At 35.4% G+C, this 14,818-nt stretch carries 15 protein-coding genes; all 15 read right to left on the bottom strand.

What is annotated here, in order from left to right; translation table 11 throughout:
• Positions 1 to 77: 77 nt before the first annotated feature.
• The gene (locus EGM68_RS08240) at positions 78 to 263 is read right to left on the bottom strand and encodes a helix-turn-helix domain-containing protein (RefSeq protein WP_013309546.1); all 186 of its coding nucleotides are present in this window, start codon (positions 261 to 263) and stop codon (positions 78 to 80) included.
• A 551-nt stretch (positions 264 to 814) separates the two neighbouring features.
• Positions 815 to 1,321 (bottom strand): helix-turn-helix domain-containing protein, encoded by a 507-nt coding sequence (locus EGM68_RS08235; protein WP_129548989.1) that lies wholly within the window; start codon positions 1,319 to 1,321, stop codon positions 815 to 817.
• Positions 1,322 to 1,514: 193 nt separating this feature from the next.
• Positions 1,515 to 1,847: a hypothetical protein gene (locus tag EGM68_RS08230; RefSeq protein WP_129548988.1), complete on the bottom strand. Its 333-nt coding sequence runs from the start codon at positions 1,845 to 1,847 to the stop codon at positions 1,515 to 1,517.
• 277 nt (positions 1,848 to 2,124) lie between these two features.
• Positions 2,125 to 4,032, bottom strand: coding sequence for a CHC2 zinc finger domain-containing protein (locus EGM68_RS08225; RefSeq protein ID WP_063213742.1), 1,908 nt, complete (start codon positions 4,030 to 4,032; stop codon positions 2,125 to 2,127).
• An 88-nt stretch (positions 4,033 to 4,120) separates the two neighbouring features.
• On the bottom strand, positions 4,121 to 4,834 hold the full coding sequence (locus tag EGM68_RS08220) for a helix-turn-helix domain-containing protein (RefSeq protein WP_165263998.1): 714 nt from the start codon (positions 4,832 to 4,834) through the stop codon (positions 4,121 to 4,123).
• Between the two features lie 523 nt (positions 4,835 to 5,357).
• A complete protein-coding gene (locus EGM68_RS08215; protein ID WP_129548986.1) occupies positions 5,358 to 5,765 on the bottom strand; it encodes a hypothetical protein in 408 nt (135 codons plus the stop codon).
• Positions 5,766 to 5,768: 3 nt separating this feature from the next.
• Positions 5,769 to 7,112, bottom strand: coding sequence for a WXG100 family type VII secretion target (locus EGM68_RS08210; protein ID WP_240664140.1), 1,344 nt, complete (start codon positions 7,110 to 7,112; stop codon positions 5,769 to 5,771).
• 383 nt (positions 7,113 to 7,495) lie between these two features.
• The gene (locus EGM68_RS08205) at positions 7,496 to 7,705 is read right to left on the bottom strand and encodes a hypothetical protein (protein WP_129548985.1); all 210 of its coding nucleotides are present in this window, start codon (positions 7,703 to 7,705) and stop codon (positions 7,496 to 7,498) included.
• Between the two features lie 276 nt (positions 7,706 to 7,981).
• On the bottom strand, positions 7,982 to 9,325 hold the full coding sequence (locus EGM68_RS08200) for a helix-turn-helix domain-containing protein (RefSeq protein ID WP_129548984.1): 1,344 nt from the start codon (positions 9,323 to 9,325) through the stop codon (positions 7,982 to 7,984).
• Between the two features lie 750 nt (positions 9,326 to 10,075).
• Positions 10,076 to 10,693, bottom strand: a complete 618-nt coding sequence (locus EGM68_RS08195; RefSeq protein ID WP_129548983.1) for a recombinase family protein — start codon at positions 10,691 to 10,693, stop codon at positions 10,076 to 10,078.
• 856 nt (positions 10,694 to 11,549) lie between these two features.
• The gene (locus EGM68_RS08190) at positions 11,550 to 11,864 is read right to left on the bottom strand and encodes a DUF3102 domain-containing protein (RefSeq protein WP_129548982.1); all 315 of its coding nucleotides are present in this window, start codon (positions 11,862 to 11,864) and stop codon (positions 11,550 to 11,552) included.
• A 435-nt stretch (positions 11,865 to 12,299) separates the two neighbouring features.
• Complete coding sequence (locus EGM68_RS08185; RefSeq protein WP_129548981.1) at positions 12,300 to 12,773, bottom strand: hypothetical protein; 474 nt, start codon at positions 12,771 to 12,773, stop codon at positions 12,300 to 12,302.
• A gap of 23 nt (positions 12,774 to 12,796) precedes the next feature.
• On the bottom strand, positions 12,797 to 13,312 hold the full coding sequence (locus EGM68_RS08180) for a hypothetical protein (protein ID WP_126665699.1): 516 nt from the start codon (positions 13,310 to 13,312) through the stop codon (positions 12,797 to 12,799).
• A gap of 116 nt (positions 13,313 to 13,428) precedes the next feature.
• Entirely contained in the window at positions 13,429 to 13,677 is a 249-nt protein-coding gene (locus EGM68_RS08175) for a hypothetical protein (RefSeq protein WP_126665700.1), read from the bottom strand.
• A 3-nt stretch (positions 13,678 to 13,680) separates the two neighbouring features.
• On the bottom strand, positions 13,681 to 14,775 hold the full coding sequence (locus EGM68_RS08170) for a DUF4238 domain-containing protein (RefSeq protein WP_129548980.1): 1,095 nt from the start codon (positions 14,773 to 14,775) through the stop codon (positions 13,681 to 13,683).
• Positions 14,776 to 14,818 lie beyond the last annotated feature (43 nt).

Here is a 14,818-nt window from a genome sequence, read left to right as displayed (position 1 = left end):
AATAAGAAAGGAGGTCAAGCATGTGACTAAAAGTAATCATACCACATGAAAGCCTCCCTTAACCTACTTGTAATCAGCTATAACCGACCTTTCATCCAGTCTTCAAACACATCTTCATGCACCAGATATCTGGTTCCTAATTTTATGGTGTAAAACTGCTTGGATTTAATTAACTCATACGCCTTATCTCGCCCGATTCCCATCTTACGCATAATATCCGTCACACCAATCATAACTCTTCCACTTTCCATCGTTTTAGTCATCACGCTCACCTCAAAATACTCCTATGTATGTTTTAATTTGTCCTATTCCATTCCTTGTTTAACTGCTTCATAAATCTTGCCGTGCTATTTCTCAACTTCTTTTGTATAGACTCTAGCTTGTCTTCTTAGCTTCCAAATTTATAGTCTTCCCTCTTGTGCTAATCGAAATCATATACACCCTAAAACAACATTTACGCCTGTGTGAAGCCACTCTATGTTCATGCTCACTCTGCTGGTCACTCTTTAAACACAACAACTGATTGTAAAATGCCAATTTTATAAACTATCCGTTGAAAACTAACCAGAGGAATCCATACATTAAAGCGATTAGTCCTATAATACCGAACAAGCAAAAAAGTAAAAGCATAAGAACAAATTTTTTACCTTCCATAATAACCACCTCATTAAAGAATATAAAACAGGTACAAGAAGTCGGCTACAATCCAATCAACTTTACATAAGAAAGGAATATGTAAAGGATACTATAGATCGTTGTATCTAATATGCTAATCAATCAAGCGCATCACCTCCCTTCATAGCCTAATTATCCTCTAAATAATCCCTTTCAATTCTAATCTTTTCTCTTCTTTCTCTACTCCTTTTTTCAATTTTTTAAAACCTTCTTTATAAAAATCTAGACATTCATATTCTTCCAAATGATCATCAAGCAGTTTGGCAAATAGAGTAGCATTTTCTTGATTGTCGAGTAAAGAGTATGGATCATCTTTTCCATCCATGTCAAATTGAATAAACGTATAAAGATCATATGTGCTATCTTCTACACAAATCCAACTCCAAAGAATATCGTAGAATGCACGTACTTCTTTATTAGAAAGAGTTGTTTCATCTTGAATCTCTTTTCTAAAATTTTTCTTATCTTTTTTAATCATTTCGAGTTCTAGAGCCATGTCATAGGAGTGTTGAAGCATATCAACAGCTTGCACAGGTTGACCGTTCTCCCATTTACGCAGTTTAGATTCAGAGCATCCTAGCAGTCCACTAAGTTTTCTCAGGCTGATATTGAGCAACTGTCTGGGTTGTTTATATTCTTGTCCCACTTCTTTCCACTCGTTTTGACTGTCTTCAATAAACTTCTTTGTGGATTGTTTGCTGTCGGCAAAAATAATTTTTGAAGTATCGTTATATAGTTCTACCAGTTGTTCCTTGTCCAGTGCTTTTAAATTGAAATATTCATTGTTATTCTCCTCGTATATGTATTAATTACTTGCTAGTACTTCCTAGATTATCGAATTATTTTCTACAAAATTTATGCATTAAATCTAAGTAATCATCTATGAGCTTTTCTTGTTGATCAATATATTTATCAAAAACTTCTGTAAAACTCGCCAAATCGCTTAGAGTTAAATTTAAATTAATTGATCCTTTAATCATCTTCTTTAATTGAACTGTCATGCTTTCTGCTACTTGTTTCCCTTTGTTGCGTAGCATTTGCAATTCCTCATTAATAGAAAAGTCTACCTTTTGCATAATGTCTTCTGTTCTTTCGATAATTTTCAAGAATCTTTCATACATTACACCTGCATCGACCTGCATTTTTACAGAGATATTTATTGTACTATTCATTTAATTGCTGCTCCTTCTTATATGTATTATATATAATTCTGGCTTACATCATAGTGAAAACAATCCAGCACTAGATCAAGCGCATCACCCCTTTCATATCCATTCTGACGCTCTAATCCCGATAGATTTATTTATAAATGATGGGTGTTGTCCTTACCCATACAAATACCTTGTCTATGATGAAATATCTTAATTTCATGATAGAATATTCAGAGAAAAGGATGCACTAAAGAAAGGCTCTGAGAAGGATTTTTTATTTTACCTTCTCAGCCCATAACTAATCCGCTTTATAGATAATCTGAGGATAACAAGGATTCCCTTTACCATTCGTCGGAACGTCAATACCTAGTCTCTCGGATAACTCTTTATTCAGCTTTTTCTTGACCAATCCGTAAGACTCCAGAAATTCAGCCCGAATGGTTTTTATCATCCCAGCTTTGTATATAGACTGTCCTTTCCAATGTAAATGTAAATTCTCTTGGATTTCTTTTTCTGTCGTCCAGCCCTTTTGTTCAATAAGCGATAAGCCAATCTTAACTAATTCATCTGCTACAGCTACATTGGTTTCAGAGAATTTTTCACCCTTCATCTGAGGATAAACTGTATCTGCTACTTCTTCTCCATGACCTCTGTAAATCATCTCTCGCGTTAATTCCTTTTTTGTGTATCCCTTCTCTTTCCATTCCACAGCTCTCTGCTCAGCAGATCTCCGCACACTGATAGTATAAGAAGGGAACGAATAAAAGTTTTTCTGATACTTATAATGATTCTTTAACTGGAATTCAACTGCTTTCTTCCTCAAACTCTTAGGTAGCTCTTTTGGATTGATCTTATTCAACATTCCTAAATATGTATAAAAATTGATGTCCTTAGTCACTTTATCAACAGAACTTTTACCTAAAGCTGCCGTGATACTTTTTAAATCCTTAAAGAAAAGAACGTTTCCTTTATTATCTGTGTAGTTTTCACTTGCAATATTTTGTATCGCTACATTATGTAGTGCCACCAGATTGGGGACATTCCTCACAATCAGTTTATGTAGATTTGGTTCCAGTTCTTCTAATTCTCGGCTTAACAACAGTGCTATATTGGATTCGAGTTCTCGTTTTTGCTGCTCTCCCCATACAGAAAGCTGATCATCAATCATATAGATTTCTTTAAGTAGTTCTACAACCTGCCCACGCCTGATCTCTATTTGCCTATCTTCAAACATTTTTTCGATACATGTAATGATATTGCCTGAGAACCCACATCCAAAACAATGATACATATAATCCCCAGTGTCTTCTTTAACCTTAATTAAGGCTGAAGGATTGTTGTCATTATGGTACATACAGCAGTGTTTATGGTTGACTCCTAGTAAAATTGAGAAGTCTATTTTATAGAGATACTCATATAAATCATACTGTGATAATGAAATTGCAACAGGATTAATGACTGATTGTAAGTAGCTAACGTCACGATTGATTATGTATTCGATATTATTAGTTGTAGTCTGTGTCGTTGATTTACCTTGGATACTTGGTAGGCAAAAGGGGGGAATATTATTACTATTAGATAAGATATAATGTAACCCCTTCTTGCCCTCATCTTGTTGAAGAAGTTCATCCACATTTAACCTATTACTGAAGTCAAACCTATGTACGTCTGTCCCACCATAAAATAACCTACTTTCTTCTAAACACTTACTATCTATGTATTGATACAACTGTTTAAATCTCGTGAATATATTCCTAATCATATCTCTGTTGTAAACTACCCTGTCCAGCGCAATAACGACTCTGAACTTAGGGTGATCATCTGTATAGCTAAACGATTTGTACAAGAATAAAGCAAAATTTTTAAAGTGATCAATCGCTTCTTCATACGTCATGCGAATATCCTTTATCTTCTTTTTATTCTTCGGTTTCCCCGGTAAAGGATCAAACACTTCGCTTTCGTTATCAAAATCTAGGAAAATCAGTTGTTGGCTACTCCAACATTCTTTAGACTTTCTAATCCTTCCGTTATACGTACTCGCTAAATAAGCTGGTAATACGGTCTTTCCTTGTTCTATTGCTAGAATTAGTTCCTCGATAGTAAGATCTGCTGGGTTCTTCACTATACGATTAACAATTCCGCCAGCATCTGTGGGTTTACATGTATATGTATGCTCATCTAGCATTATTTTAAATTTATCTTCCAAAAGTACATACTACTCCCTTCGTTAATTTGTAAAATTTAAAAATATGTTTGATTTTCAAAGAACAATCGCATAATGTCTTATTTTCTCACTAATGATCGACATCTTTAAAGAATGGATCTTCCTTAATTCCCAAGACATGATTTGGGGAAAGTAACTTATATTTATGGAGTAATGCCTCTAATTCTAGAGTAAAAGCGTTGTCTTCTCTATGTCCAAATGCCAGTTTATTCTCGTTATTGAGAATATATACTAGTGTTTGAATAGCAGTGACTTGACTTGAATTCCCTTCAATTTCTATACCTCTGTCAGTAACTTGAAAATAGTTATCTTCCTCAAGAAAGTTACACACTTCTTTCAGTAAATTAAAATGATGATCCAGAGAAAAATCACTTAAAAACGACTCATTATAAAGAATACCTTTAAGTCTCAAGAGTAGTTTCTGTAGTGCTAGTTCTTCATGCTTTGCTCGGATTTCATGTTCATGTGGATCGAACATCACCATTATCTCATGTTGAATGCCTTCATCATCTTGAACAACATCTGGAATAAGCATTGAGTTTTTTTTAGAGAGTCGATTTAAATATTCTAATTCAATCTGGACTTTCTCCACTTCATTTAATTCTTTATGAAAATACTCCTCATCAATTCCAAACATTTTCGAAAGTGCCTCCAATTTCGACTTAGGAATTGGCCTTTTTTTGCTCAACCATCCCATAATTGTTGGAGAAGATATCCCTAGCTTCTCAGCTAGCTTTTTATATGTACCATTGTAAACTTTGACTATGTGTTCAAGTCCAATCAATTCCAACCCTCCTCTGACTAATCGATTAGTCATTTCTTTTAAATACAATATAACAGATGACTAATCGATTAGTCAATTTTTTTTTACATTCTAAATATATAGTTGGATTTGATTAAAACTAAGATTATTTAAAACTTTAATCGCGATGATTCGATATATCATATTAAAATGAAGCTGACAGATATCATAGATATAATAGGAAGAAAAAAATTTATTATCGTCATTTTGACGAGCAATTGGTTGTCACATTCGTTTTCACCAAGTTCTCAGGAAAACTTCAAATGTAACATTGTTCCGCGTGCTTGTTGAGCCTATCCAAGCCCACCGATTTGTGATGGTGGATTATGGAGTACGGTGAGTTAATTTTGACACACCTTCGTTGAAGCTAGGTGTATGCAAATACCATCCCCCTATATTTAGATTGGACAACTATAAAAAAGCTCACTCCCTATGTTTAAGGAGCAAGCTTGAGGCAAATTAACGTCGTCTGAGGCCATGTATATCTAGCTCTGAACTCATAAATTTAGTTCATTTTAAATGGAACCTCTATATCTTCACCAATTTCATTTACAGTTTCCTCGATGATTTCCCTTACATCTTCATCCAAATCTTTGTTTAAAGATTCTTCCATCAAGTTATAGCTACTTTTTAAGTTCAGATTGACAACAACTGAAGAATATATATCTACTAACTCTGAAGATGTATCATCCCATAATTTCTGGACAAAGCTGTCTAATCTTTTTCTCAACGAATCACTTAGCAATTCGTAAGTATAAGTCTTCCTGTCGGCAAATTCCGAAAAACATTCCAACGTTTCAAAAACATTCATCTTCTCTAAATTTTCAATGGAGTCTAAATATTGAATAATATAGGACTCTAACTGTTCTTTTGACATAATATCAGGCAACTGTTTAATTTCATTCAAATTCATTGTTTACCTCCCAAGATCAACTGGTATATGGGTAATATTTTGCTGATTATTTCTATACAAATTCCCATCCGTACCCAAATACTTTCTTCCTATTTTAATTTGTGCGCTCCATCCGTTATAGGAATTGCTTGTAGCAAGCTCAGATGGAGAAAGCTTGCTGCTCAGGTTAAGCTGTGGTGAATGCCATTTTATTTCAACCTTTGTCCCATTATAATTAAAATTATACTTATAACCACTCTCAATAATACCAGGATCAGGTCTAAAATTATTACTTGCTCCTGATGGAACCCAAGATTGTAGTTGGTGTTCGCTTATTTTTCCATTTTCTATTACTCCATTACTAAGATTAAAGTTCCCATCACTGTCGATTAGTTTTTCCATCTGCATTTTATGTTCAGCAATTTTCTTTTCTGCTTGAGTTAATGTTTCCATACGATTTTCGGGTTTCTTGTCTGCTTTCAATTCACGTTCATGCGACAATCTTTGCTTTAGTTCTTCCTGATTTCTCCCCTTACTTTCAGTAGGAGTCGCACTTTCTGCCTTAGCTCCCGAAGATGGAGTGGATTTTGATGAGCCTCCACCTTCTCCTCTCGCCATCTGCCACAATTCTGCTGAGCTTTCTCCTACTCCTTTTGCACTTTTAACCGCAGTTGTAGCTCCATGCGACGCCAACGCTGCCGATCCAATTAATCCGGGTACTCCGATTATACTCCCTACGCCTGTAGATGATATAGCAACTGATAATCCTTCTCCACCCAATCCAGCTACTACCTCACCAGCCCCTTGCAATGTTGTAGCTACATTCCCGAGAATTTCTCCTACTTTAGCTGCCATGGGATGATCATAAACTCGTTCTTTATCAGGCAGCATCCCCAATGTCAAATTCCCCTGAATAGCTCCTTTTGCTCCCTGTGCAGTATCCCAAAGGATTTCTCCTTGAAGTTTGCTAGCTTCCAATTGAGCTTCAGCCTTGGTGATCTCAGCTTGTCCAATTTGTTCAAAGATTTTATGTAACCAACCTTCACCTGTGGATGCCGTTTTAACAGGGGTACCAAGCCACGGCACATCCAATACGACTTTCTCCCCGTCCACCTGTGTAAAGTTTTTTGAAATAAAAATAAGTTCTTGTGCTACTGTTGATAGTCGCTCAAGCGTCACACTCATGGATTGTCGAGAAACCTGAAAATCTTGGAAAAACCTCTCTCGGGTAGCACCAGACCAACCTTGTTGGACAAACTCAATTCGTCCACTCAAAAAATTCAGCATACGTTCCATTTCATGCTTTCCGTGTAAGAACTGATCAGCAACTTCCATCAGTTTGTCAGGTGGAACTAATATTCTCCCCATTCTACCACGCCCACTTTAATTTTGATGGAAATAATCTTATCAGAAGGGGTGATTTAGGGAAATCCATCTACTATCCTGTTATTTCCTTTTTATATTATGTGACCAATGGACTGAAATAAACAGGTTACTATGTCAAAAGTATTATAATCCCTTGTTATAAGTTACATGGTACGTCCCTCTAAAGGCATTAGAAGTTTTTACAATTATGTAGGGGTTGCTTGGTCATTCTAATTTCTTGAGATAATACTGGATTGTATTTTAGACTCGCAGTCTTTTAGTAGCTCCTATACTCAATCTATAAGAATATGCCTCTAACCAGATCGTCGCAGCTTTCTGGCAACTATAGGGGCATTCATGAATGAACATATTCAATGATCTCATGACTAATTCTTTAAGTTTTTCCACTTTAGAAATGTATTTAGGGCAATAACAATAATTAGAACGATAAGCAAAACATTAGTCACAGTAAGAGTGCTATCTAAGTCGCTCAATCTAATTTCAATGTCCTGTAAACCTGAACTAGTTTTATCCCCTATTTCACTTATGCTGGAACTCATCCGATTTAAATACTGCACTAATTCACCTATATCCATCCAGCACACCTCCAAATCAATTGTTTACCACAAAAAAGGCTAAACGGATAATCCCGTCCAACCCTTAAATGTGACTTAATATTCTTCATTTGAACAAACGCTTTCACACTATTTAAAATGTACTAACTTCCAATATGCCAACCAAAAACTGAGATACCACCGTTAGAAATTGGCTGTAACATACTAAAATCTTGAATGTTTATTGTTTGTATGCTCGCTAACAACACCAATAAGTAAGTAGTTGCAAACAACCCTTTAATTATGCGTTTCATACCATTACCCCATTTCCACTAAATTTCGATACTCTACTTTGACTTCATTTGAGACAAATTGGCGACAACGTTCAAACATTCTCACGCAACGAAGTATAGAGTGCTCATTATTGATTATAGTGGATAATCTCATACAGTCTAATAAGTAACTAATTCCCTTTTCGTACTGACCGTTGGTCAAATAATAGTCAGCCAATTCACTTAAAAAGCCAACAAGCTGATCATTAATATTCTGCTTGTCATTCGTTTGTCTTCCTTCTTGATCATGTATGTTGGATATTTCCCTTTCAAATTGACTTAGAATACCATCTACATTTAATTTATAACGATTGGCTACTATCATTATATTCCACAGACCCGGTAGTAATTCCTCTCTGTTTGTTGAAATAAGATCAATATATAAAGGAAGTACCTCTGTATCTCCAGCCATGAGTTTAGTTAAACATATGTTAGCCTCGCCCCATTCTTGAAACAAGCTTTTCCAGCGCAATGCTTCTTCGTCGGTCTCTTTCACCCAATCCAAATCACAAGACTCATACGCAATTTGTAACGCCAACTCATATTTCCCTTGTTCATAATAAACGCCACCAATAAGTGATTTACTGAATGCTATATAAAAAAATAACGGTCTCTGAGGCTTGCGCTCTTCACTCTTCTGGGAATATTCTAAGGAGTATTGAGCTTCGGCTAAAGTTCTTAAATCCTTAGCAACTTCCTTAGTGCGTTCCCATTTGCGCAATGACCGGTATACATTAGCCAAATCTATAAGGGCATCTAATTGGTCTATAGCGTCGAGTCGTTTGACAAATGGCTCAAATTGGAGTGCTGATTGGAAATTCTTTTCTTGGTCATTTCCAATCTGGATTTTAAATATACGATATTGACAGATGGCTAACCGTTCCGAGTGCTGGTACTTCTCCGCTTCTGCAACTCCCTCATAGAGTATCAATGCCGCTCCTAGTCGTCCCTGTGCCAACAATCCTTCTGCAATTTCAAATAGTTTGGGTGAGTAGAGAAGATTGTCCATGATGGCTCCCACCACTCGACGGATCGCATCCAGCTTATCCAACTCCGCACAGCGATACAAAAATGGTTCTATTCGTCTCATATTCGGGGGAGTGTCGATGATATAGTTATCTATAAACAGATCATAAAAGTGACCTTCAGGTAAACCCATAGCCTCGGTAATTCGGTCGAGCTGGTTAATAGACATAGATTTATTACCTGTTACAATGCTACTTATTATTCCCCTATTCATCCCTGTAATTTGTCCAAATTGCGATAATGTTAAGTTTTCTTGTTGTAGAAATTGTTCCAATTCTGCTCTAATCGTGGGTGTAATTTTCATCGATAAACCACCCTTTCAACGTAGACTAACAATACGATGCATAGTTAAAATTATTATGTAGTTGTGAAACAAGTAGTAAAATGCTCTAATGATCTTGATTGTACCATCTTTTGGTACAAAATCATATACTTTTCATATATGTACTTAAGATACCTTTTGGGATAGTTTGCGATGATTTTATGATTAAAAGTATCGTCCTCATATTGATGTATAGTTTATTGGAAAAATCATAATACAACTCATCCAATACAAAGTTACTCTATTGAATAGTCATGTACGTATTCCCTTATAAATTAATCTAATTTAGAGCTTAGAATGGATGTATGGCATACAAGCAACCTTAATGATATTAGAGACGGTATCGAGCTATAAATTGGGCTGAGTCGGGGAGTAGATGTGCTGAGCCTGTATTTGTAGAAAGTGAATAGTCAAATGATTTTAACCATCCCCCCATGCAGGAAATTTTCCGTATTGGTATCAAAGAGAGCATTTCGATTTTGCCTAGTTGAAACGCGCAGGCATCTGCGTATTTACCAAATTGTTAGGAAGCCTGAATCATTCGCTTATAAAATAACTTCAGTGTGTAGGTGGAAGTGCTACTGCATTATTTGGAAATTTAATAGGCGTTTTAGGTGTAAACTATCCCCCCTCATTCAAATCGCTCACCAATATATGGTTATTAAACAACAAAAAGCCTAGAATAAATCATCTAGGCGTGAGTCTGTACGTAGTGTACACATAATTATTATTTTATCCTACTTGTTTCTGTTGCTCATATTCCTTTACCCTGCGATAAAATGTGTTAGGCTTCATTTCTACACGTCTCATGGCTTCCACTGCTGTTATGCTGCCTTGTTTCCATTCCTCATATACCATAATGAAGTCATCGCTTATTGCCTGTTTAGGACGACCAAACACAACGCCATTGTTCTTAGCTGCTGCTATGCCTTCATTCTGTCTTCCGTTAATCTTCTCTCGTTCACGTTCAGCCATATACGAAAGCAACTCAAGCACGATACTGGATATAACTTTCTCCAAGCCATTATGATATTGTCTGGTATCAAGGATAGGCATATCAAGAATAACAATGTGTGCGCCTATCTCGTGCGTAATATCTTGCCATTCACGTTTGATTTCTTCTGCATTCCGTCCAAGTCTGTCTAGTTCCTTGATGAACAAAATGTCGCCTTTCCTAAGCACATTCTTCAATGCTTGATATTGTGGTCTGTCAAAATTCTTGCCGCTTTTCTTATCAATGAAATAATCACGCTCCATGATACCTAAATCTTGCATTGCTTCCAATTGTCTAGCTTCGTTCTGATCTTTCGTCGATACCCTTATGTAACCATAGTGTCTAATCTCACTCATATGGATCATCCTTTGCTATGTCATTGATTATATTATAGCAAAACTATGTCAAAATGTATATCAATATATATGAAACGTTTCAAAATATTTTATACACTATTTGACATATTTCATAAATATTTTCGACACACATCAAACTACTATTGCAAAAGGTATACTTTATGACATAGAGTTAGCAACATTCTGCCCGACCAATGGTCATGCAGAAATAACCATCTTGAATTTCAAGACGGTATTAACCAAATTGGTTAGCACTCATATGGATAGTTGGACACAGCGTCCAATCCAATGAGCAACTTAGAAAATATCGAAGTCGATATGTTATTAGGCTGATGCTGTGTCAACCATTATAGGGGGGTGTCCAACTTTGGCGACACTGTATAAGAAGACCCTTATCGACACCCTTATCGAAGCTCAATCGTCAAAATTGATTATATATTCATAAACACTTATTCTATATAGCTTTTTGAGTCATTGTGGTTCAACTTTGTACCATAATATATTTACATCGTGCCGTATCGAAGAAATAGTGAAAATGTAGATAAACAAAGGGATTTATGGAGAATTGCTTTGCATCGTGACTTCAATCGTAGGTATCGAGAAATAATGGGCAAAAAAGCTTGATGCATCAAGGGATATTTAAGTTTTTATTAATTAAATTTCGAAAAACTAAAATTCGAAAAATGCTTTATTTATCTATACTTTTAAACACAGCAAACACCTATCGTGAATCGTAACAAGAATCGCGGAGTGGAAGTGTTATAATTGTCGTTTTGATATTATCAATATGAACATAATTACACACTCTATCACGCTTACACACCTGAACCCTAAGACAATTTGTCTCAAGGTTGAATCATACACACAGATCACTTACAGTCATTTCTTCTACTGTCTTCTGCTCACCAGTTGATGGAACAGTATGTTCCTGTTCAACAAACTCTAGGCGATCAATGGATTCAGGCAGAGAGAGCATTTCAAATAATTTGCTTGTTTGTAACGATGTCGTTACATTTCCGAACTGTTCGTACACTTGAATAAATCTATGAGCTTGCATCCTACTGAAATCAACGTGTTTAGAGAGCCACTTTTCCCACTCGCCATGCACCAAGTCATTCTCTTTCACATGCTTCAATCGTCGTCCAATCTCAAACACTGATTGACCAGCTATTTGCTTGTAGCTCGGTTTAACCTAGTTTTGTTCCTCATATATTGGCCGGATATTCTCCCGTACCATAGTGGTACTCAATTCCATTTTACCTTCGAGCCTTCTAAGCTTAACTTAGTAGCCTAATACTGAAATTGATTAAGTATTAAAATGGAAGCAACTAACATGATAAGAGGATAGAAAATTGGTGAGCAAAATTATTTTGGTCACCACTAAGTTAAACTTAGAACTCAACTTTGATGAGACGTGTAGGGAGGATGAAATTTCGTCCCCTCTGATTTAATACTGACATCATTTCAGTATTAAGCTGCCATAGTGACACCAAGTGACACCCCAAAGTTGAGCGCAATGTCCAATAGTTTTACGCACCGTACAACGGTTTAATTCTATGTTAAACTCAGTCATATCAAGGGTTTCTTCATCTTGAGGAAAGCCAATTCACCTCTCAACAAAATACCTATTGGTCATATACCATGCTTTCCCTTTCACTGTATCAACCATCCCCTTCTTACTGTCCAGAAACACAATATCACCACACTCTCTACATCCCCACTTGTTCCTTCTATATGTTGACTCATCTATAAAGGAAGCTCCACACTTACACTCTACCTGAATCAACACCTTATGTTGGCTGTATTCGTCTGCTAACTGTTCATTGTCCTTACTTGTTGCTGGTTGTTGCTGTATTGCTGTTACATATTCCCTCTGCTCAGAAAATTCATTATGTACCTTAAAATCTGCTACAAGCTCAGGATTCAATCCAAAGTATTCTTTACCAACTGTGGTTACATATTTACTGCCTACACGATAAGATTCTATCCAGTGCTGTATTTGTTTGGTGGATAGATTGACAGTTCCTTTAATACCGCTGTTTAGTGTGTAGGTCATTGTGTGATGCTGGTTTGAACTCATATTAAAGTATTCACCTCTGTTTGCTATGAAATGATCTTTGAATAAATCTGCTTATTAAGTATGTCTTCTTGTTTCTTTAATATTTTAAATCCAGTGCTAGAATAAATATATGGTTGATCAGATAATAAAATATAGCCCTCATCAGTAGTTTTCAATAAGTAAAGCTCAATATCTGTGCCATTTAGATTTTCTTTAATATAATATACCCTTTCTTTCTTCTTAGATATAAGATAAAGAATTACGGCCACAATTGAATAGGCTACAATACTAAGAACTAAAGAGATTGTTAATACCGCCTTCAGATCTATTATAGTTTTAATTCCACCAAAGATAACACTCATGCTTACACATAAAAATGTAGAGATTGAGGAATATAGAATAATACTCAATGTTGTTGCTACATATTTTTTGTTACTTTTATACAGTAACTTTTCGATGTGAGAGGAATTAATTAAGGCTATACCTTTAAAAAATAGAACGATTAATGCAATTAAGGAACCGGCTCCAACTACAGGCAAATACTTCGTGATAATTTCCATTTTTCTCTCCTTTAACAAGTTGAATCTCACTAATACTTTCTAATTTCTTTGTTTAAGTAACGACTATATAGAAATTTTCGTTTGATTCAAACGCCTGTCTTTGTATTATTTTTCTTTTACGATCTTTTCATATTCTCTATAGCAGCTACAAGATCATCATATTTTATTGTTAACCCACACAACAATCTGTCTACATCGTCATTTGTGGTTCTCACCTGAGCAAAAACCATTCCATTCTCATGAACTAAATCATCAAATAATATGTATCTTTCTGATACCTCGCATGGAACGCACCCCTTACCCTTGTTGTTTTTCAAACGTTGATTATAATCGATACCAATGGAAACAATTTTTTTATCATTCATAGTTTAATCTCCTCGTATAAGGCTAATTTTATTGAAATTTTTAGACTTTATTTCTGACTCGAAACTTTCCACTTTGCTTTTATCTCGATAATGAACTACCTTGGAGCCTAAATCATATTTTTTTGCCTTTTTTACTTCTTTTATGAAAGATAGATTAAGACCAATCTTTGTATCATTTGAATACATATGCAGTAATGATTCATGCCGCAATCCATCGGCTCTTTTGTATTCAACAACTGAAGAAAGGAACTTCTTTCTGAATTTGCTTCCACGTTTTTTCAAGTCCTCTAAATATTCGTTTTTAAAGCCTTCATTAAAATAAATATTTCTGTGAGCGTTAATAAATTGAAGTAGATTTAATGATTGAACGTCTTTTTTGCTTACTATATTTATTACTTCATCTTTCTTATTGCCAAGTCGATAAACATCTGAATCATACAATACAATATATAGATCAGGAAACATTGGGAAAAAGATTTGAAACCCCTTAGTAGCTAATCCAGTATGACCACCAAATTTTTTGCGTTTCTCACAAAATTGATTATATTTTATAACAGGATGATCTGAGGTTATAAATGGAATGTCAGTTCCATTAAACAAAAACTTAAATTTCAAGTCTTCAATTAATGGCAGAGTTTGCATTGCTGCTGAAATAGAAAGCAGAGTAGGATGGTCATAGCCAAAGCTTATTCCTTCTAAATATTTTTTTATTTCTCTATTATGTTTTAAAACTTCTTTTGCCATCTTATCTGCCATTTCATTTACGCTGTCGCCAGCTTGCTCGGTTCTAGCAGATAATGAAAATATGAATACATACAAAATATAATGAGCCACTGATTCATGCATCGGAACTTCTCCAGTTATAATCATTGCATTAAAAATCTTTGATGCTTCTGATTCAATTTTCCCCAAAGCATCTTCTATTTCAAGATCCTTTCCATAAAAGTAATCTTTCGATGCTTGTCCCTGTAATCCGCCTCTGGCAATCTTCTTGTTGTTCGGGATATTATAAATGCCTAGATACTTCCCTGAACCTTCGCATGAAAAATACTTTAAATAAAATCGAGGTACAAAATGTTGGTTCTTCTTCTCTGCCATTTTGATTTCTCCTGACTAAGTATGCGTAATAATTGAAAATTGA

This window comes from Paenibacillus sp. M-152 (assembly GCF_003856555.1).
Lineage (GTDB): Bacteria > Bacillota > Bacilli > Paenibacillales > Paenibacillaceae > Paenibacillus > Paenibacillus polymyxa_C.
Note: the sequence above shows the minus strand (reverse complement) of the source record. Positions and strands in the feature narration are given on the sequence as shown.